12 protein-coding genes are annotated in these 15,134 nt (G+C 38.4%); 10 read left to right on the top strand and 2 right to left on the bottom strand.

Features of this window, described 5'->3' with window-relative positions; translation table 11 throughout:
• The first annotated feature begins 18 nt into the window (after positions 1 to 18).
• Genes IGJ53_RS04315 through IGJ53_RS04330 form a run of 4 tightly spaced genes read left to right on the top strand, consistent with a single transcriptional unit; the run spans position 19 to position 2,261 of the window.
• Positions 19 to 414, top strand: a complete 396-nt coding sequence (locus IGJ53_RS04315; protein WP_010732158.1) for a hypothetical protein — start codon at positions 19 to 21, stop codon at positions 412 to 414.
• Positions 411 to 1,667 carry a lipase gene (locus IGJ53_RS04320; protein ID WP_259741679.1) on the top strand — a complete coding sequence of 419 codons (1,257 nt, stop codon included), beginning with the start codon at positions 411 to 413 and terminating at the stop codon, positions 1,665 to 1,667. Before IGJ53_RS04315 ends, IGJ53_RS04320 begins: the two co-directional genes overlap by 4 nt.
• Before the next feature lie 11 nt (positions 1,668 to 1,678).
• Positions 1,679 to 2,002, top strand: coding sequence for a hypothetical protein (locus IGJ53_RS04325; RefSeq protein WP_259741680.1), 324 nt, complete (start codon positions 1,679 to 1,681; stop codon positions 2,000 to 2,002).
• The gene (locus IGJ53_RS04330; RefSeq protein WP_010732160.1) at positions 1,995 to 2,261 is read left to right on the top strand and encodes a hypothetical protein; all 267 of its coding nucleotides are present in this window, start codon (positions 1,995 to 1,997) and stop codon (positions 2,259 to 2,261) included. The genes IGJ53_RS04325 and IGJ53_RS04330 overlap by 8 nt, the downstream gene beginning before the upstream one ends.
• A gap of 162 nt (positions 2,262 to 2,423) precedes the next feature.
• Here the strand turns inward: IGJ53_RS04330 and IGJ53_RS04335 are convergent, their stop codons facing one another.
• Complete coding sequence (locus IGJ53_RS04335; protein WP_259741681.1) at positions 2,424 to 4,769, bottom strand: penicillin-binding protein; 2,346 nt, start codon at positions 4,767 to 4,769, stop codon at positions 2,424 to 2,426.
• A 278-nt stretch (positions 4,770 to 5,047) separates the two neighbouring features.
• Between IGJ53_RS04335 and IGJ53_RS04340 the strand changes: the two genes are divergently transcribed.
• Together IGJ53_RS04340 and IGJ53_RS04345 are read left to right on the top strand one after the other, a co-directional pair.
• Positions 5,048 to 5,950: a deoxyribonuclease IV gene (locus IGJ53_RS04340; protein WP_002335980.1), complete on the top strand. Its 903-nt coding sequence runs from the start codon at positions 5,048 to 5,050 to the stop codon at positions 5,948 to 5,950.
• Between the two features lie 210 nt (positions 5,951 to 6,160).
• Positions 6,161 to 7,936, top strand: a complete 1,776-nt coding sequence (locus IGJ53_RS04345; protein WP_010732162.1) for a hypothetical protein — start codon at positions 6,161 to 6,163, stop codon at positions 7,934 to 7,936.
• A gap of 65 nt (positions 7,937 to 8,001) precedes the next feature.
• On the opposite strand, the gene IGJ53_RS04350 is transcribed toward IGJ53_RS04345, so the two are convergent.
• The gene (locus tag IGJ53_RS04350; RefSeq protein ID WP_002400516.1) at positions 8,002 to 9,588 is read right to left on the bottom strand and encodes an Nramp family divalent metal transporter; all 1,587 of its coding nucleotides are present in this window, start codon (positions 9,586 to 9,588) and stop codon (positions 8,002 to 8,004) included.
• Between the two features lie 250 nt (positions 9,589 to 9,838).
• On the opposite strand from IGJ53_RS04350, the gene IGJ53_RS04355 reads away from it, so the two are divergent.
• From IGJ53_RS04355 to licT, 4 genes are all read left to right on the top strand, one after another.
• On the top strand, positions 9,839 to 10,063 hold the full coding sequence (locus IGJ53_RS04355) for a YneF family protein (RefSeq protein WP_002291670.1): 225 nt from the start codon (positions 9,839 to 9,841) through the stop codon (positions 10,061 to 10,063).
• Positions 10,064 to 10,204: 141 nt separating this feature from the next.
• On the top strand, positions 10,205 to 11,956 hold the full coding sequence (locus IGJ53_RS04360) for an ABC transporter ATP-binding protein (RefSeq protein ID WP_010732163.1): 1,752 nt from the start codon (positions 10,205 to 10,207) through the stop codon (positions 11,954 to 11,956).
• Entirely contained in the window at positions 11,956 to 13,740 is a 1,785-nt protein-coding gene (locus IGJ53_RS04365; protein ID WP_002400515.1) for an ABC transporter ATP-binding protein, read from the top strand. Before IGJ53_RS04360 ends, IGJ53_RS04365 begins: the two co-directional genes overlap by 1 nt.
• Before the next feature lie 457 nt (positions 13,741 to 14,197).
• On the top strand, positions 14,198 to 15,049 hold the full coding sequence (gene licT, locus IGJ53_RS04370; RefSeq protein WP_010732164.1) for a BglG family transcription antiterminator LicT: 852 nt from the start codon (positions 14,198 to 14,200) through the stop codon (positions 15,047 to 15,049).
• The last annotated feature ends 85 nt before the right edge of the window (positions 15,050 to 15,134 follow it).

Raw genomic sequence — 15,134 nt, forward strand, 5'->3', positions numbered from 1 at the left:
AAGAAAGGAGGCACGTTCTTGTCACGGAAAATAAGAAAACTCAGCTTAGCTATTTTTTTAATCGTCATATTAGGGATCGGAGGGAAATTTTACATGGACAAAAGAGAAGCACAAAGACAGAAAGATTTACTCGCAGTAGAAAAACAGTCAGTCAAAGTTCTGAAAAATACTTTTGCGGATATCAAGGAAGTGAAGATTAACGAAGCAGGAAAAAATGAAAAAACTGGTTCTTATGGAATGCATATAACGCTAATAACTATTAATAACGAAACAGTATCTTTCTCATATACGTTTTGGAAAGAGCAAAACAAAATCGGGAGTTATAGTATAGAAAATAGAAATATACAAAAAAAGGGAATCACTAAAGAAAAAGTAAAAGTTACTTATACAAATAAAGAGGAGGAACTAGTTTGACTATAACTGAAGAATTCTATCGGGAGTTAAGTGACAAGGTTTATTGGCTAGATCCTAGACATTCAAAATATGAGCCTGATTTAAAAATTAATAGTGAGTGGGATTTTGCGGGGGTTGAATTTAAAATCCTAAAAATCAAAGACTCATTGGACGGCATGCAGGCGATGGCTGTAGCGCCAATCAAGAACGGTAAAGTGGATATTTCTCAAGTAGTGATTGCTTTTGCAGGAACGAACTTAAGTGATTGGAAAGATTTGGAAACGGATGCAAGGAGTATCATGAATCTCTATGGGAATAGACCAGGAGCAAGTTTTTCTGAAAAAGCAACAACAAACAAGATTTTATCCGTTAGTGGATTGAAAACAGCGGGGCAAATCAATTCAGCGATTGCATTTGCTAATGAAGTAAAAAAGGAATATGGAGAAGCTGCTATTTCTACTACCGGCCATTCATTAGGTGGATTCTTAGCATTATATGTAGCAGCAGAGAAACAATGGAAAAATGTCGGCTTCAACGGGCCGGACCCGTTTGATCTCTTATCACCAGAAGCAAAAAAATGGGTGGAAGAAAATCCCGGTATGCTCACCAATTACCGAAATCACGCCGATTTTATCGGTAATTTTGGTGGTAATGGCACAGGTGCTGAAGTTCGGATCAGTATGGAAACAGAATTCTTGAATCTGCTTGCTTCCCACAGTTTAACTTTTTGGAAGTTCAATGAAAAGGGAAAGCTGATTATTCCTGAAAATGAAAACAATGTTAAAGCTCGAAAACAACAGAAAGAAAACCAAGCGACCCAGTTGTTTTCCTATCAGTTGCAAGAACTGAACAACATACGTAAAAAACTACGATTAAGTGGCGGCCGGCTGACAGTTAATGAACAAATTTACTTAGATGACACACAAGCTAGGTTAGTAGTGGAAAAGTTATCGGCAAAAATGAAACGCGCTATGGAAGAAGTTATCCGCATCAATCAAAGAGGAATTTTTGAGCTAGAGAAAAAATGGCTAGAAGGCTTGCGACAAGCACGTTTTGTCGCCCCTTCGTTGACTGAACAGGAAATCATAGAAGCATTAACTAGTGTGGGCGCCACAAAAGAAAACTTAGTCGATTCTGCGAAAGAAGTCTATCTGTTGCGAATCAATAAGGCAAGACGTATGGGAGAGGCCTTTGATACATTGGCGAAGGAGATCCAAGACAAAATCAATGAAATCGTGGCACGAGATCGAGAATTAGCACAGCAATTCAATTAAAGGAGAAGTAGATGAAACTAGAAGAATTGGAAAGAGATTATCGAAGTGAACGAAGACAATTAGAAGCTCAAGAAGATGAATTGATCCACTTTAAGAATCAAGGATTACGATTGATGGAGCAAGAGGAGCAGCGACTGCATCATGTATTAAATAACTTAGCTTTAGATAATGATCCTCTGTTTCAAGCAAGACGAAGTTATTCGAATTATCAGGAGCATTATCAACAAGCCCTACAAGTAGAACGACGAAAACTCTATCAGCAGCAAGACGAACTAGAACGTTCCTATCGTCAAAAAATCAGACAAATAACTATGGAGAAATCATCTTATGAATGAATTTTTAATGCAATTACTAAAAGAATTAGAGAAAAATCTACATCGATCAAATGTACGTTCAGTTGGGATGGGGGTATCTCAGCAAATTTGGGCAGAAAAACGATTGACAGATCAAAACCACCAAATGACTGCAGAAGAAGCTGCTCAAGAATTTTCTAACCGACATGCACACTTGAAAGAATCAGTAAAAGGACAATTTGCAGAAAAACTAACCGAATTATTCCAAAGACAAGAAAAGGAATTAAAACAGTTTCGTTAGTAAAGTTATATAGAAAAATTTTGTGAAAATGGCTTTTCACATTTTTGTATAAATTTGACTTATTATTGTAGATGTAAGCTTTTGAACACCGTTTATTCGGAAAAAGGGAGCTGCGACAAGATTTTTGTCGCAGCTCCCTTTATTTCTGATTAATCTATTAGATCAATCATCTTTATCGTCTGATTCTTTGGTCTCTGGATTCGCTCTAGCATAAGCTGAAGCGGTGTTCCAGTAATCTGTATAGTTTTCATCAGTACCGCCAACGCCGAATTTAAAGGCGCTTTTCTTCGGACCATTTTTCGCCCAAAGTGATTCAACTGTTTTTCCTGGCGTTTGGATAGTTTTTTTATTGACAGTAACTTTTCCAGCTGTTTGTCCTGTAAACCCAGATACTTTTTTCTTCATCACATCAGATGATAAGTCAAATTTCTCATCAGTGCCGAAAATCTCAGGGTTTGCTTGGTAAGCTTGATTGATTAGATTGGCAAGATAATTAGCCGAACGTATCCTTGCTTGGCTGTCCATTCCAGTATTGTCATCGTGTCCTGCCCAGCTACTGATAGTGATAGACGGAGTAGAGACGATCAGCCATGAATCTCGGTATTCATTGGTAGAACCAGTTTTTCCGACCCAATCTGCTTTTCCTAGATTTCCGTTTAAACTTGTGATGACATCTTTGAATGGTGTAGTGATTTTTTCATTGATCACACTACGCATCATGTCATTCATGATCGATGCCGTTGCTTCGGAATAAATACGGACAGAATTACTTTCATGTTTATAAATCACATTACCTGCATTATCTGTGATGGAATCAATGATATAGCCTTCTTCATAGACTCCACCATTTGCTAAGGCCTGGAATCCATTTGTCTGTTGAAGTGTCGTTACATCTACTGTCCCTAAAGGAGCAGATTCAACGCCCCAATTATCATTTGCTGGGTAGTTCATCTTCGCCAAATAGTGCTCGTAAGCATATTGTTTCGATCCACCGGAATTCAATACGTCTTGGTATAAGTGATAAGCTGGAATATTGTTGGACCATTCCAGTGACTCACGGACGGTTTGGAAGGTGTTCGACCCTTCATTGGTCGCATTGACGATTTTCTCACCAGCATTTTCTCCTTCTTGCCAAGTCGTTGCATAATCTGATACACGGGATTCTGATCCGACAAGTCCCATATCGATTGCAGGACCGTAAACAAGAACCGGTTTGATGGATGAACCAGCTTGACGTTCTGTATCAAAGGCGTGGTTATTTTGATTCTGGCTGTAATTCCGGCCACCCACGAATCCATAGATACGTCCGGTCCTATTGTCCATCAATACATTTCCAGTCTCCACTTGGCTACCAGCACCATCATCTAACATATAACCGTAATTTTCTACGCCGGTTTGCAATGCAGCATAGATATCTTTATCGATCGTCGAATGGATCGTATATCCTTTGTTTTGGATCGTTTGCTGTGCTTTTTGATAATAAGCTTCACTGACCGATGAATCTGACATATCAGCATTATCTTTTTCTGCCAATTGTTGTGCAATAATCCTTGTTGCTTCGTTCATCACGGTATAATACAAGAATTCTCTGTCAGTCTGTTCCGCGATTTGTTGTGGGAGAAAGTCTTTTGTAAGATCATAGGCTTTCGCTTCTTCGTATTGTTCTTTCGTTATTTGTCCTTCACGGTACATACTGAATAAAACAAAATCTTTTCTGGCAAGACCGGCAGAAAGATCTTCTTTTAGCGCGCCTGTATTCGTGTATGGACTATACGTGATAGGGCTTTGAGGCAAACCAGCGATATAAGCAGCTTGTGGCAAAGTCACGTCTTTTGCATCTACACCAAAGATTCCTCTTGCAGCTTCCTGGACTCCAGCAATATTTTGCCCCTTATTGTTCCGACCAAATGGCGAGACATTCAAATACGTAGCAATAATCTCATCTTTTGAAAAGTGTTTTTCCACTTGTGCAGAAAGAACGATCTCGTTTGCTTTACGTTTGAATGTTGTTTCATCTGTTAGGATCTGCTGTTTGACTAATTGCTGTGTCAAAGTGGATCCTCCAGACGAGCCGATGCCAGTAGCTTCTGAAACTAATGCTCGTAAAACAGCTTTAGGGACGTAGCCTTGGTGTTTATCGAAGTATTCATCTTCTGTACTGATAATCGCGGTTTTCAATAAAGGCGAAATCTTATCAGATGAAATAGTCGTCCGCATCAGATCTGTCTGGATTTTTGATATCTCTGTATTATCTGCATAAACAATCTTTGACGTTTCCGTAATGTTTCCTAGTTCTGTCTGCAGTTCTTTTTTAGTCGGCAATTGTGTATCTTCGACAAGATAGGCAAAGTAGCCAGCACCTATTCCGATACCTAGAGCTGCGAACAACAAAAGAAGAACAGTAATAAAAACAGTCAATGATTGAAAGACTCTAAAAATAATCTTAGGAACAAACCATTTTTCTTTTTTTCTTCTATTCTGTTTTTTTCGAGTATTTTTGCGTGGCAAAAGGGTCACCTCAACTAATGGTTTTATTTCGCTAATTATAGCAAATAATAGGACAAAAAAACAGGCAAGGCTGTTTTTGACAGGAATTTCTTTTTCGAATGAGATAAAACGTGAGAAAATGATCTTTTTTATGAAAGAGTTCTTAAGCTTTTCTTTAGAGAAAGTTTCAGTTACTATGGAGAACAGGGCAAAGAAAAACAAACCATTTTCTTTGTACATCATCTTACCAATATATAGGAATTGTTCGAAACAATTACCTTTCAAGGAGGAATCCATCCATGTTATTAGGCTCACACGTCAGCATGAGCGGAAAGAAAATGCTGTTAGGCGCGGCAGAAGAAGCAGCCAGTTACGGATCTTCGACCTTTATGATCTATACAGGTGCTCCTCAAAATACTAGAAGAAAAGCTATCGAAGAGATGAATATTGATGCCGGAAAAGCATTTATGGCAGAAAACGGACTAACAAATATCGTCGTTCATGCGCCTTATATCATTAATTTGGGAAATACGATCAAACCAGAAATGTTTCCATTTGCTGTACAATTTCTGAGAGAAGAGATTGTTCGTGCGGAAGCTTTAGGTGCTACTCAAATCACCCTTCACCCAGGCGCTCATGTAGGAGCAGGGGCAGAAGCTGGGATTGCTAGAATTATTGAGGGTTTGAATGAAGTTTTGACAAAAGAACAGACGGCACAGATTGCTTTGGAGACGATGGCAGGGAAAGGTACGGAAATCGGTCGAACATTTGAGGAACTAGCGCAAATCATCGATGGAGTAAAATTGAATGAAAAATTATCCGTTACTTTTGATACATGTCATACGAATGATGCCGGATATAATATAAAAGAAGATTTTTCAGGTGTAATGGAAGAGTTTGATAAGGTCATCGGATTAGATCGGCTTAAAGTACTCCATATCAATGATTCTAAAAATCCACAAGGTTCTCATAAAGATCGGCATGCCAATATCGGTTTTGGAACAATTGGATTTGACACATTGAACAAGATTGTCCATGATCCAATGTTTGACAACATTTCGAAAATCTTAGAAACCCCATATGTCGGCAAAGATAAAAAGAAAGCTTACGCACCATATGGAAAAGAAATTGCCATGTTCAAAGCGCAAGCATTCGATCCCGAAGTGTTCCCTGAGTTATTAGCAGAAGAAGTCACACTTTAAGTTTTCTATCTGACAGCAACAAAAAAGGATTGGGCAGTCTGCCTTGTCCTTTTTTGTTTAAGAAACAAAGGAGTGCTTTTTGCAGTCGTTTTCATCATGCTTCTTCTACCCCCTCTTTTTAAATTCAGACAAACAGGGTATACTGATAGAAAAGCAAAAAACGAAAAGATTCACAAGCAAGTAGCAAAACGTGATTGAAAGGACGAAAAGATGCTGAACACTTTAAAACCCTTGATCAACCAATTAAAAAAGAAACATACATACTTTATTCTTGGCATAGCCGTATTATTTACAATTATTCGTTTGTATTTATATAGTAAAGCAATCTATGGAACAGATATGTCGGCGACCTATGATGATCAGCTGCTGATTCACTATGCTCAAAATATTTTGGATGGTAAATGGCTAGGGGAGTACACGACTACGACACTTTCAAAAGGGATCTCCTACAGCTTGTTTTTAGTACTTGCACATAAACTGCATCTTTCTTATGCAGTTTTGTTCGGCATGTTCAGTATTCTTGCCAGTATATTGGTTGCACTAGCGTTTAAACCGATCGTGAAGAACAAGTATCTTCTTTTAAGTATCTATTTTTATTTTTTGTTTTCTCCGATTAGTTTTACACATGAATATTCCACTCGAACGTATCGTAATGCTCTCGTGATTCCGGCTGTTGAGATCATTATCGCTTGTTTACTAGCTATTTATTACCGTAAATATAGTTCCAGCAAAAAATTGCTGCCGTGGTTTTTAGGGCTAGCTGTTTCTTTTCCTTTCTTTTGGTTCATTCGCGAAGATTCCATCTGGCTTCTTCCTTTTACTGTAGTCGCGTTAGGCATCAGTTTCGTTCAGATCTTGCTAGGACAAGACTTTTCTTTCAAAGAAGCAAAGAAGTTAAAAGAACGACCATTTCTCCTTTCGAAACAAGAATGGCTGAAACTTTCATTGTTTTTACTCCCTCTAGTCGGTTTCTCCATCGTCTATCAGTGGATCGAATATAAAAACGAGACAACATATGGTATTGCCACTATCAATGACCGTTCGAGTGGCGAATTTGGACGTTTGATGAAACAGCTGATCCGAATAGATGACGAAACGAACTTAAATAAAGAAAACAGTGAGATATGGGTCTCGCATGCTGCATTAAATAAAGCATTAGACGCATCTCCTACATTTCATACTGTTTCTACTCGTATTGACGAATTGTATACGACTCATGCGTGGACCCAAGGTGGAAAAGTAAAAGAATTACCAGGAGATATCATTTTTTGGGCATTGCGAGATGTGGTAAGCGAATCTGGTTATTACCAAAACAATGCAAAAGAAACCAATGATTTTTGGAAAAAAGTCAATCAAGAATTAGAAGAAGCCTATCAAAAGGGAACTATCAAAAAGAAAAAAGAATTCTATCTGATGGGATCAGGGGATGGAAAAACGATGAATGATCTGCCAATCGTATTTGATTTTCTGAAATCAGGATATGCCTATGCATGGCGATACAAAGATTTCCATCAAGGGGGAAATTATAGTTTCGGGACACAAGAACAAGTCGAACAGGCACAAGAATTATTGAATCTTCCACTAATGGATAATTGGATCGATAGCAGTGATCCGAGAACACCTGATTTCCAGTTGACAAAAACAGCAAAAGTCGCGAATGTCATGATAAAAATTTACCAAGTTCTGGCCATTCCCGTGCTGATTGCTTCAATAGCAGGGATATTACTTATGATACTAGGAACCATATTTGCAAAAGCTGATCGTGCCTATTATAGTTCCTCTTTGATTGTAGTCATCGGATTAATACTCACACAACTGGTTTTTCTTTTCGGTGTCTCGTGGTTTTGTTCTTATGCGCCAGAAAAAAAGGATTATTTTTTAAGTGTCTACACTGGCGCAGGCGTGCCATTAACGCAATTCATCGTAGTAACAAGCATGCTAGTTTTCAGTAAATTGAATCTGAAAAAAGCTTTATCTTCTAAATAAAAAGACCCTTGGTAGCTAGATTTTTAACCTAACTATCAAGGGTCTTTGTGTGAAAAAATCAGTTTTTATTCGATTTCTTCTATCGTTTCTTGCAAACGCTGTGCATATTTTTTGTTTCCTTTATATAAATCACCAATCGTCCATGCCAACAGGAGAAGGACAAGAACAATGATTACATAAGCGATTTGATCAGCCAATGCTAGTTGAGCTGAGGTGGCTTGCTCGCCGAAGAAACTTTCGATTTGACCTGGTAATCCTCGTAAGTTCAAGTAAGTCAGACTAATCACAGAGAACCAGCCAAGAAGTTTTACAACAAATGAATTTTTGAATCGGCTCCCCATCTCCGCTTGGCTATTGGTCATCATCAGTAAAGGAATCATCGAGAATGGCAATGCAAAAGCCAGAAAAACTTGGGATTCATTCATCAAGTTATTCAAAGCGGTATGTTCTTCGATTGTTCCTTTTGTACTTGTAAACAAAACACAAATCAATACAGGAATCACAGAGAGCAATCGTGTGACCAGTCTTCTTAGCCAAATCGGGATACGCATATGGATGAAGCCTTCCATGATGACTTGACCGGTCAACGTACCAGTAATAGTAGAGTTCTGGCCAGAAGCAAGAAGTGCTACAGCAAATAAAGTGGATAAGATACCAGATTTTGCTACAGCAATCAAGATACCATTGCTCATAGCTGATGGATCAGATAAAGCTTCATACAGACCAAAAAAGGAAGGATCTTGGACAGAACCGGTTTTGAATACAGCGACACCCATGATCAATAGTAGTGCATTGACTAGAAAAGCCATTGACAACTGGATATTAGAATCCCAAGTAGAAAAGCGTACCGCTTGTGCTACATCTTCTTCGTCTTGGTGATCAATCTTCCGAGTTTGAGAAACTGCTGAATGAAGATATAAGTTATGCGGCATGACTGTTGCACCAATAATCCCTAAAGCTCCAGTCAGCGGAGTTTCGCCGCCGATGACCGGTGAGTCTGAGAATGTATGACTGTTAGGAATAAAACCGGCAAACAAACTGTGCCAATCAGGGTTAGATAAGCCAACTTGATAGACGAAAACGAATAAAATGACGAAAATCAAGCAGACAACCAAAGCTTCGATTTTACGAAATCCGACTTTTGTCAGCAATAAAAGGACAAAAACATCTAACACAGTGATAAATACGGCAATTACCAATGGAATATCAAAAAGTAAGTAGAGGGCGATTGCTGCACCAATGACTTCTGCGATGTCTGTTGCCATAATGGCTAATTCAGTCAAGATCCATAAAATGACACCCAATGTCTTACTTGTCCGAGCTCGGATTGCTTGGGCCAAATCCATTTGGGTCACGATTCCTAATTTTGCTGCCATATACTGTAAAAGCATAGCAATCAGACTAGACATCAAAATAACTGACATCAATAAATATTGGAAATTTTGTCCACCAGTGATCGAAGTGGACCAGTTACCTGGGTCCATATAACCAACTGCTACTAATGCACCAGGTCCAGAGTAAGCAAGAAGTGTTTTAAAAAAACTTTTTCCCTTTGGTACATCCACTGTTCCATTTACTTCAGCTAAAGATAAACCATTTGTATGTTCAATAAGTCGATGCTTATGAAATTGTTTGTTGGATTGATTATTCAAGAAAAAACCACCTTTCCTATTTATCTACGATTACATTCTACACCTCAGAAAGAAAAAATTAAAGAAAAAGATTCGGTATGCCTAATTTTTTTTCGTGGCGTGTCTTGCTAGTTAATGAAAGAAATTTTGTTCTTCTCTAAAAAAACCACTATTTTTTGCATGAAACTAAAGAATACGCCTTTCTTTTTTCAATAAACTTTAGTAAAATAAATCATTGAGAGCAATTCGGAAATAGAAAGGAGAGATTTATATGGTATCAACAGGTATTGTCGTACTTATTGCTATTATTGCTTTGCTAATCGGCGCAGTAGGTGGCTTTTTCCTAGCGCGTAAATATATGAAAGACTATTTAGAAAAAAATCCTCCCGTTAATGAGGACATGTTGCGATCAATGATGATGTCAATGGGGCAAAAACCATCTGAGAAGAAAATTCGCCAGATGATGCAGCAAATGAAGAACCAAGGGAAAAAATAGGTTCTGACCCAAAGACTTTTTGCGGGCTGATTTTTTCAGTCCGTTTTTTATTTCGTAATTTGTTAGACTATTCAGACTATTCAGCAAAAAAGACAAGCACAGACAATCCTATGCTCTTGATAAAGACAAAGGAGGAGTAAAATGTCGATTTTTAGAAAATTAGGTTGGTTTTTTCGACAGGAAAAGAAACATTATTTAATTGGGATTTTCTCCCTATTCGCAGTGGCCTTGGTACAGTTAGTTCCTCCAAAAGTGATTGGGATCATCATTGATGAGATCGCCGATAAAAATTTATCAATAAAGATCATTTTTGGGTGGATCTTACTATTGATCATTGCAGCTTTCTTACAATATCTTTTTCGTTATATCTGGCGGACGAATATTTGGGGAAGTGCAGCTCGGTTGGAGAAAGAACTTCGGCAGCAGCTATTCAAACATTTTACAGAAATGGACAATCTCTTTTACCAAAAATATCGGACTGGAGATTTGATGGCTCATGCAACGAATGATTTAAATGCAATCCAGAATGTAGCAGGAGCTGGTATCTTGACCTTTGCAGATTCAGTGATTACGGGAGGAACAACGATCATTGCGATGATTTTGTTTATTGATTGGCGCTTAACACTGATTGCGCTGATTCCTCTGCCTTTGCTAGCCGTTACTTCACGAGTGCTGGGGTCAAAACTCCACGATGCTTTTCGTGATTCGCAAGAAGCTTTTTCTAGTATCAATGATAAGACACAAGAAAGTATCACTGGGATCAAAGTCATTAAAACATTTGGACAAGAAAAAGAAGATCTCGCGGATTTTGAAGAAAAGATTGAAGATGCAATTATTAAAAACAAACGAGTCAATTTTTTAGACTCCTTATTTGATCCATTCATTACCTTGATTATCGGTCTGTCTTATGTTGCAACAATTATTTTAGGTGGAAAGTATGTCTTGGAAGGCACGATCTCAATCGGGCAGATGGTCTCATTTATTAGCTATATCGGTATGCTTGTATGGCCGATGTTTGCGATTGGTCGATTGTTCAACGTATTGGAAAGAGGAAATGCTTCTTATGATCGCGTCAATGAACTTTTGCATGAAAAGACGCATATCGTGGAACAACTGGGTGCAGTGCAGACCCCGGCAAAAGGCGAGCTGAATGTAGCTATTTCCTCTTTTAACTATCCGAAAGAAGAATCACCAGCATTAGAACAAATCAAATTTGCGATCCAAGAAGGAGAAACATTAGGTATTGTTGGGAAAACTGGTGCGGGAAAAACGACGATCATCAAATTACTGATGCGTGAATACGATGATTATCAAGGGAAAATCCAATTTGGCGGACGTTCGATCAAAGAATATTCATTGAATGCTTTATTAGGATCAATCGGCTATGTGCCTCAGGATCACTTCTTGTTTTCGATGACCATTCGAGATAATATCCGTTTTTCTAATCCAAAACTTTCAGAAGAAGAAGTAGAGCATGCGGCTTCTTTAGCATTTATCAACAATGAAATCAAGGAATTGCCAAAAGGTTATGATACCTTAGTTGGAGAACGTGGAGTCTCTTTATCTGGCGGACAGAAACAAAGGATTTCGATTGCTCGAGCATTGATCAAAAATCCTGAATTGCTGATCTTAGATGATGCACTTTCTGCAGTAGATGCCAAAACAGAAGAAGCTATCTTGCATAATTTAAAAGAAATAAGAAAAGAGAAAACAACCATCATTGCAGCTCACCGTTTAAGCAGCGTGATGCATGCAAAAGAAATCATTGTTGTCGACCAAGGGAAAATCATTGAACGAGGAACCCATCATGAGCTGCTTGCACTAGGCGGCTGGTATGAACGAATGTGGGAGAAACAGCAATTAGAAGCGAAGATAGAAGGAGGCGAGGCCTGATGGATGAAAATTATCAATCGGAATGGACAAAATCGATTCCACTTAAAGAACAGAAGAAGATCATCAAACGACTGATGAAGTTCGCCAAACCTTTTAGAAGAACGTTTATCGTTGCTATCTTATTTGCGTTTGCTCTGTCTGTGATCAATGTCCTATTGCCAAGGATCATCCAAACTTTTATGGATGATCATCTGGCTAAACAGTCGGCTACGACACAAGTTATTTTGTTTTTTGCTGGTATGTACTTGTTTGGAGTCATAGTCAAAAGTATCATTTGGTTTTTTCAATGGTATTTGTATTCCATGGCTTCATTGAAGACCTATCAGTATGTTAGGGTAAGATTATTTGAAAAGCTGCATACACTAGGTATGCGTTATTTTGATCAGACACCGGCAGGATCGACCGTTTCTCGAGTGACGAATGACACAGAAACGCTATTTGAATTTTGGTATGTCTTTTTGATGGTATTGACTGGGATCTTTGCAGTCGTTTCTTCTTTCATTGCCATGTTTCAAATCAATGGAGAAATTGCCTTGTGGACTTTGGTGTTCTTACCGATTTTAGGAATCGTCATCTGGTATTACCAGAAATTCAGTTCTCGTATTTACCGGAATATGCGGGAAAAATTAAGTCAGCTGAATACGAAATTGAATGAATCGATTTCCGGCATGCGTATTATCCAACAGTTTCGCCAAGAAGCTCGTTTAGCTAAAGAATTTGAACAAGTGAACAACGAGTATTTAGACACGCGCTATGCGATGATCAAAACGAATTCGATTCTGTTAAGTCCGATCATCAATTTTCTATATGCATTGGCGATTGCGTTGGCGTTGACTTTGTTTGGGATCGATGCGTTGCATTCTCCCGTAGAAGTTGGACTGATCTATGCATTTACGACCTATGTCCAGGGATTTTTTAATCCAATGTCTCAAATGATGGACTTTTTGAGCACCTTTACAGATGGAATGGTTGCCGGTAGTCGTATTTTGAAAATCATGGATACAGAAGAATATGCACCGCAACAAAATCCTGGAGCAGATCAAGCGATTACTTCAGGTAAGATCGAGTTTCGCAATGTAAGCTTTTCTTATGATGGAGAGCACAATGTATTGAACAATATCTCTTTTGTCGCTAATCCGGGAGAGACCGTTGCATTAGTGGGGCACACCGGAAGCGGAAAAAGCTCGATCATCAACGTATTGATGCGGTTTTACGAATTTTATGAAGGCCAGATCTTGATTGATGATCATGATATTCGAGAATATCCAATGGAAGAGTTACGTAAGAAAATGGGATTGGTCTTGCAAGATGCCTTCTTGTTTTATGGAGATATTGCAGGAAATATCCGGATGATGAATCCAGCTATCACAGACGAACAGATTCGCCATGCAGCTGAGTTTGTTCAAGCAAACAAGTTCATCGATGAATTACCAAAAGGATATCACTCAAAAGTGATCGAACACGGTGCCAGCTATTCTAGTGGACAACGACAGCTGATCACTTTTGCGCGAACAATCGTGACAGATCCTAAAATACTAGTATTAGATGAAGCAACAGCAAATATCGATACTGAAACCGAAGGATTGATCCAAGAAGGATTGGCAAAAATGCGACAAGGACGGACAACGATTGCGATTGCCCATCGGCTGTCCACGATTCGGGATGCAGAATTGATTTTAGTTTTAGACAAAGGTCATATAGTAGAGCGTGGGAATCATGAAACACTTCTAGCGCAAAATGGTTTGTATGCAGATATGTACAAACTGCAAAGCAGTGGTGTGTAAAAGAGGTTGTGACAGTGCTCCGTTCAGCTTTAGGTGATAAGAAAAAATTTGTAAAAAAGGTTTTCCAGATTTTTGCATAAATTTGGCTTATCACCGATAAGCTGGTACTGGAACACCGTATATTAGAAGTTGTGACAGTAGCATAGTAGCATTTTGACCTAAGCGCTAGAGTGAAAATAAAACAGAGCTTCCCAGATTCTTCATCTGTGAGCGTTAGTGTCGTAGTTACCAGATTTAAAAAAGACGACGACAGCTAGTCAGAAGTGCCTAATAGCCACTAAGAAAGCGTTGACAAAAGCGTTTGCTTTCGATAATATAAAGAAAACGATACAACTTGGATAGTGATTGCCTGATGCAAGCTAAACCTGATGAGTCTCCCATGGTTCCATGGACGGCTTTTTGGGTTTTTCTTTTTGTTTTGGATACAGCCCTATATAATCATGGAAAGGAGCAAAACATGCTGATTGAGAAAGTACTAAATAACAACGTCGTAATAACCAGGAATGAAAGAAATCAGGAAATGATTGTGATGGGAAAAGGTTTGGCATTCAAAAAGAAAGTGGGTGACCCGATTTTTGACTCATGCATCGACAAAAAATTTCAGTTGACAAATGACGGACTTTCACAACAGTTCCAAGAATTGGCACAAGCGATTCCTCTTGAGTACTTAGAAATTTCTTGTGAAATCATTGAATATACAAAAGAGGCTCTACAAGTCCATTTGAATGATTCTGTATATATTGCATTGACGGATCATTTGTATACGGCTATCGAACGTCACAAAATGGGAATATTTGTACCAAATGTATTGCTGTATGATATCAAACAACTGTTTCCTAAAGAGTATGCCATCGGGAAAAAAACAGTGAAGAAAATCTCGGATAAATACCACATCAAGTTATCAGAAGACGAAGCCGGATTTATCGCATTGCATTTAGTCAATGCACAAGGCATTCAAAGCCAGCAAGACAATACCTACCTGTTTACCACAACAATACAGGATATTTTAAATATCGTCCGCTATTACTATAAGATTACATTTGATGAAGATTCAGTCCACTTTTTTCGATTCGTCACACACCTGCGTTTTTTTCTGACACGTGTCCTAGATGGAGCGAAATCAGAAGATGGAGAAGTTTCTGAGGAATTGTTCCAAGTTATTCAAAAAAAATATAAGGATACGTTTGGTTGCGTTGAGAAAATAGTAGACTTTTTAGCCGAGGCATTCAACTACCAGATGTCCACGGATGAAAAAATGTATTTAACGATCCATACTGCGCGTTTAGTGCATGAGAATCGTTGTAAATAAATAAAAAAAGGAGGATAAATTAACAAGAACGTATGAAAATAAGGGTAGTGACATTCAGTTGGCTAAACCTTCCACTAATAAATTG

Source organism: Enterococcus sp. DIV1283b (genome assembly GCF_051710965.1).
GTDB classification, from domain to species: domain Bacteria; phylum Bacillota; class Bacilli; order Lactobacillales; family Enterococcaceae; genus Enterococcus_B; species Enterococcus_B lactis.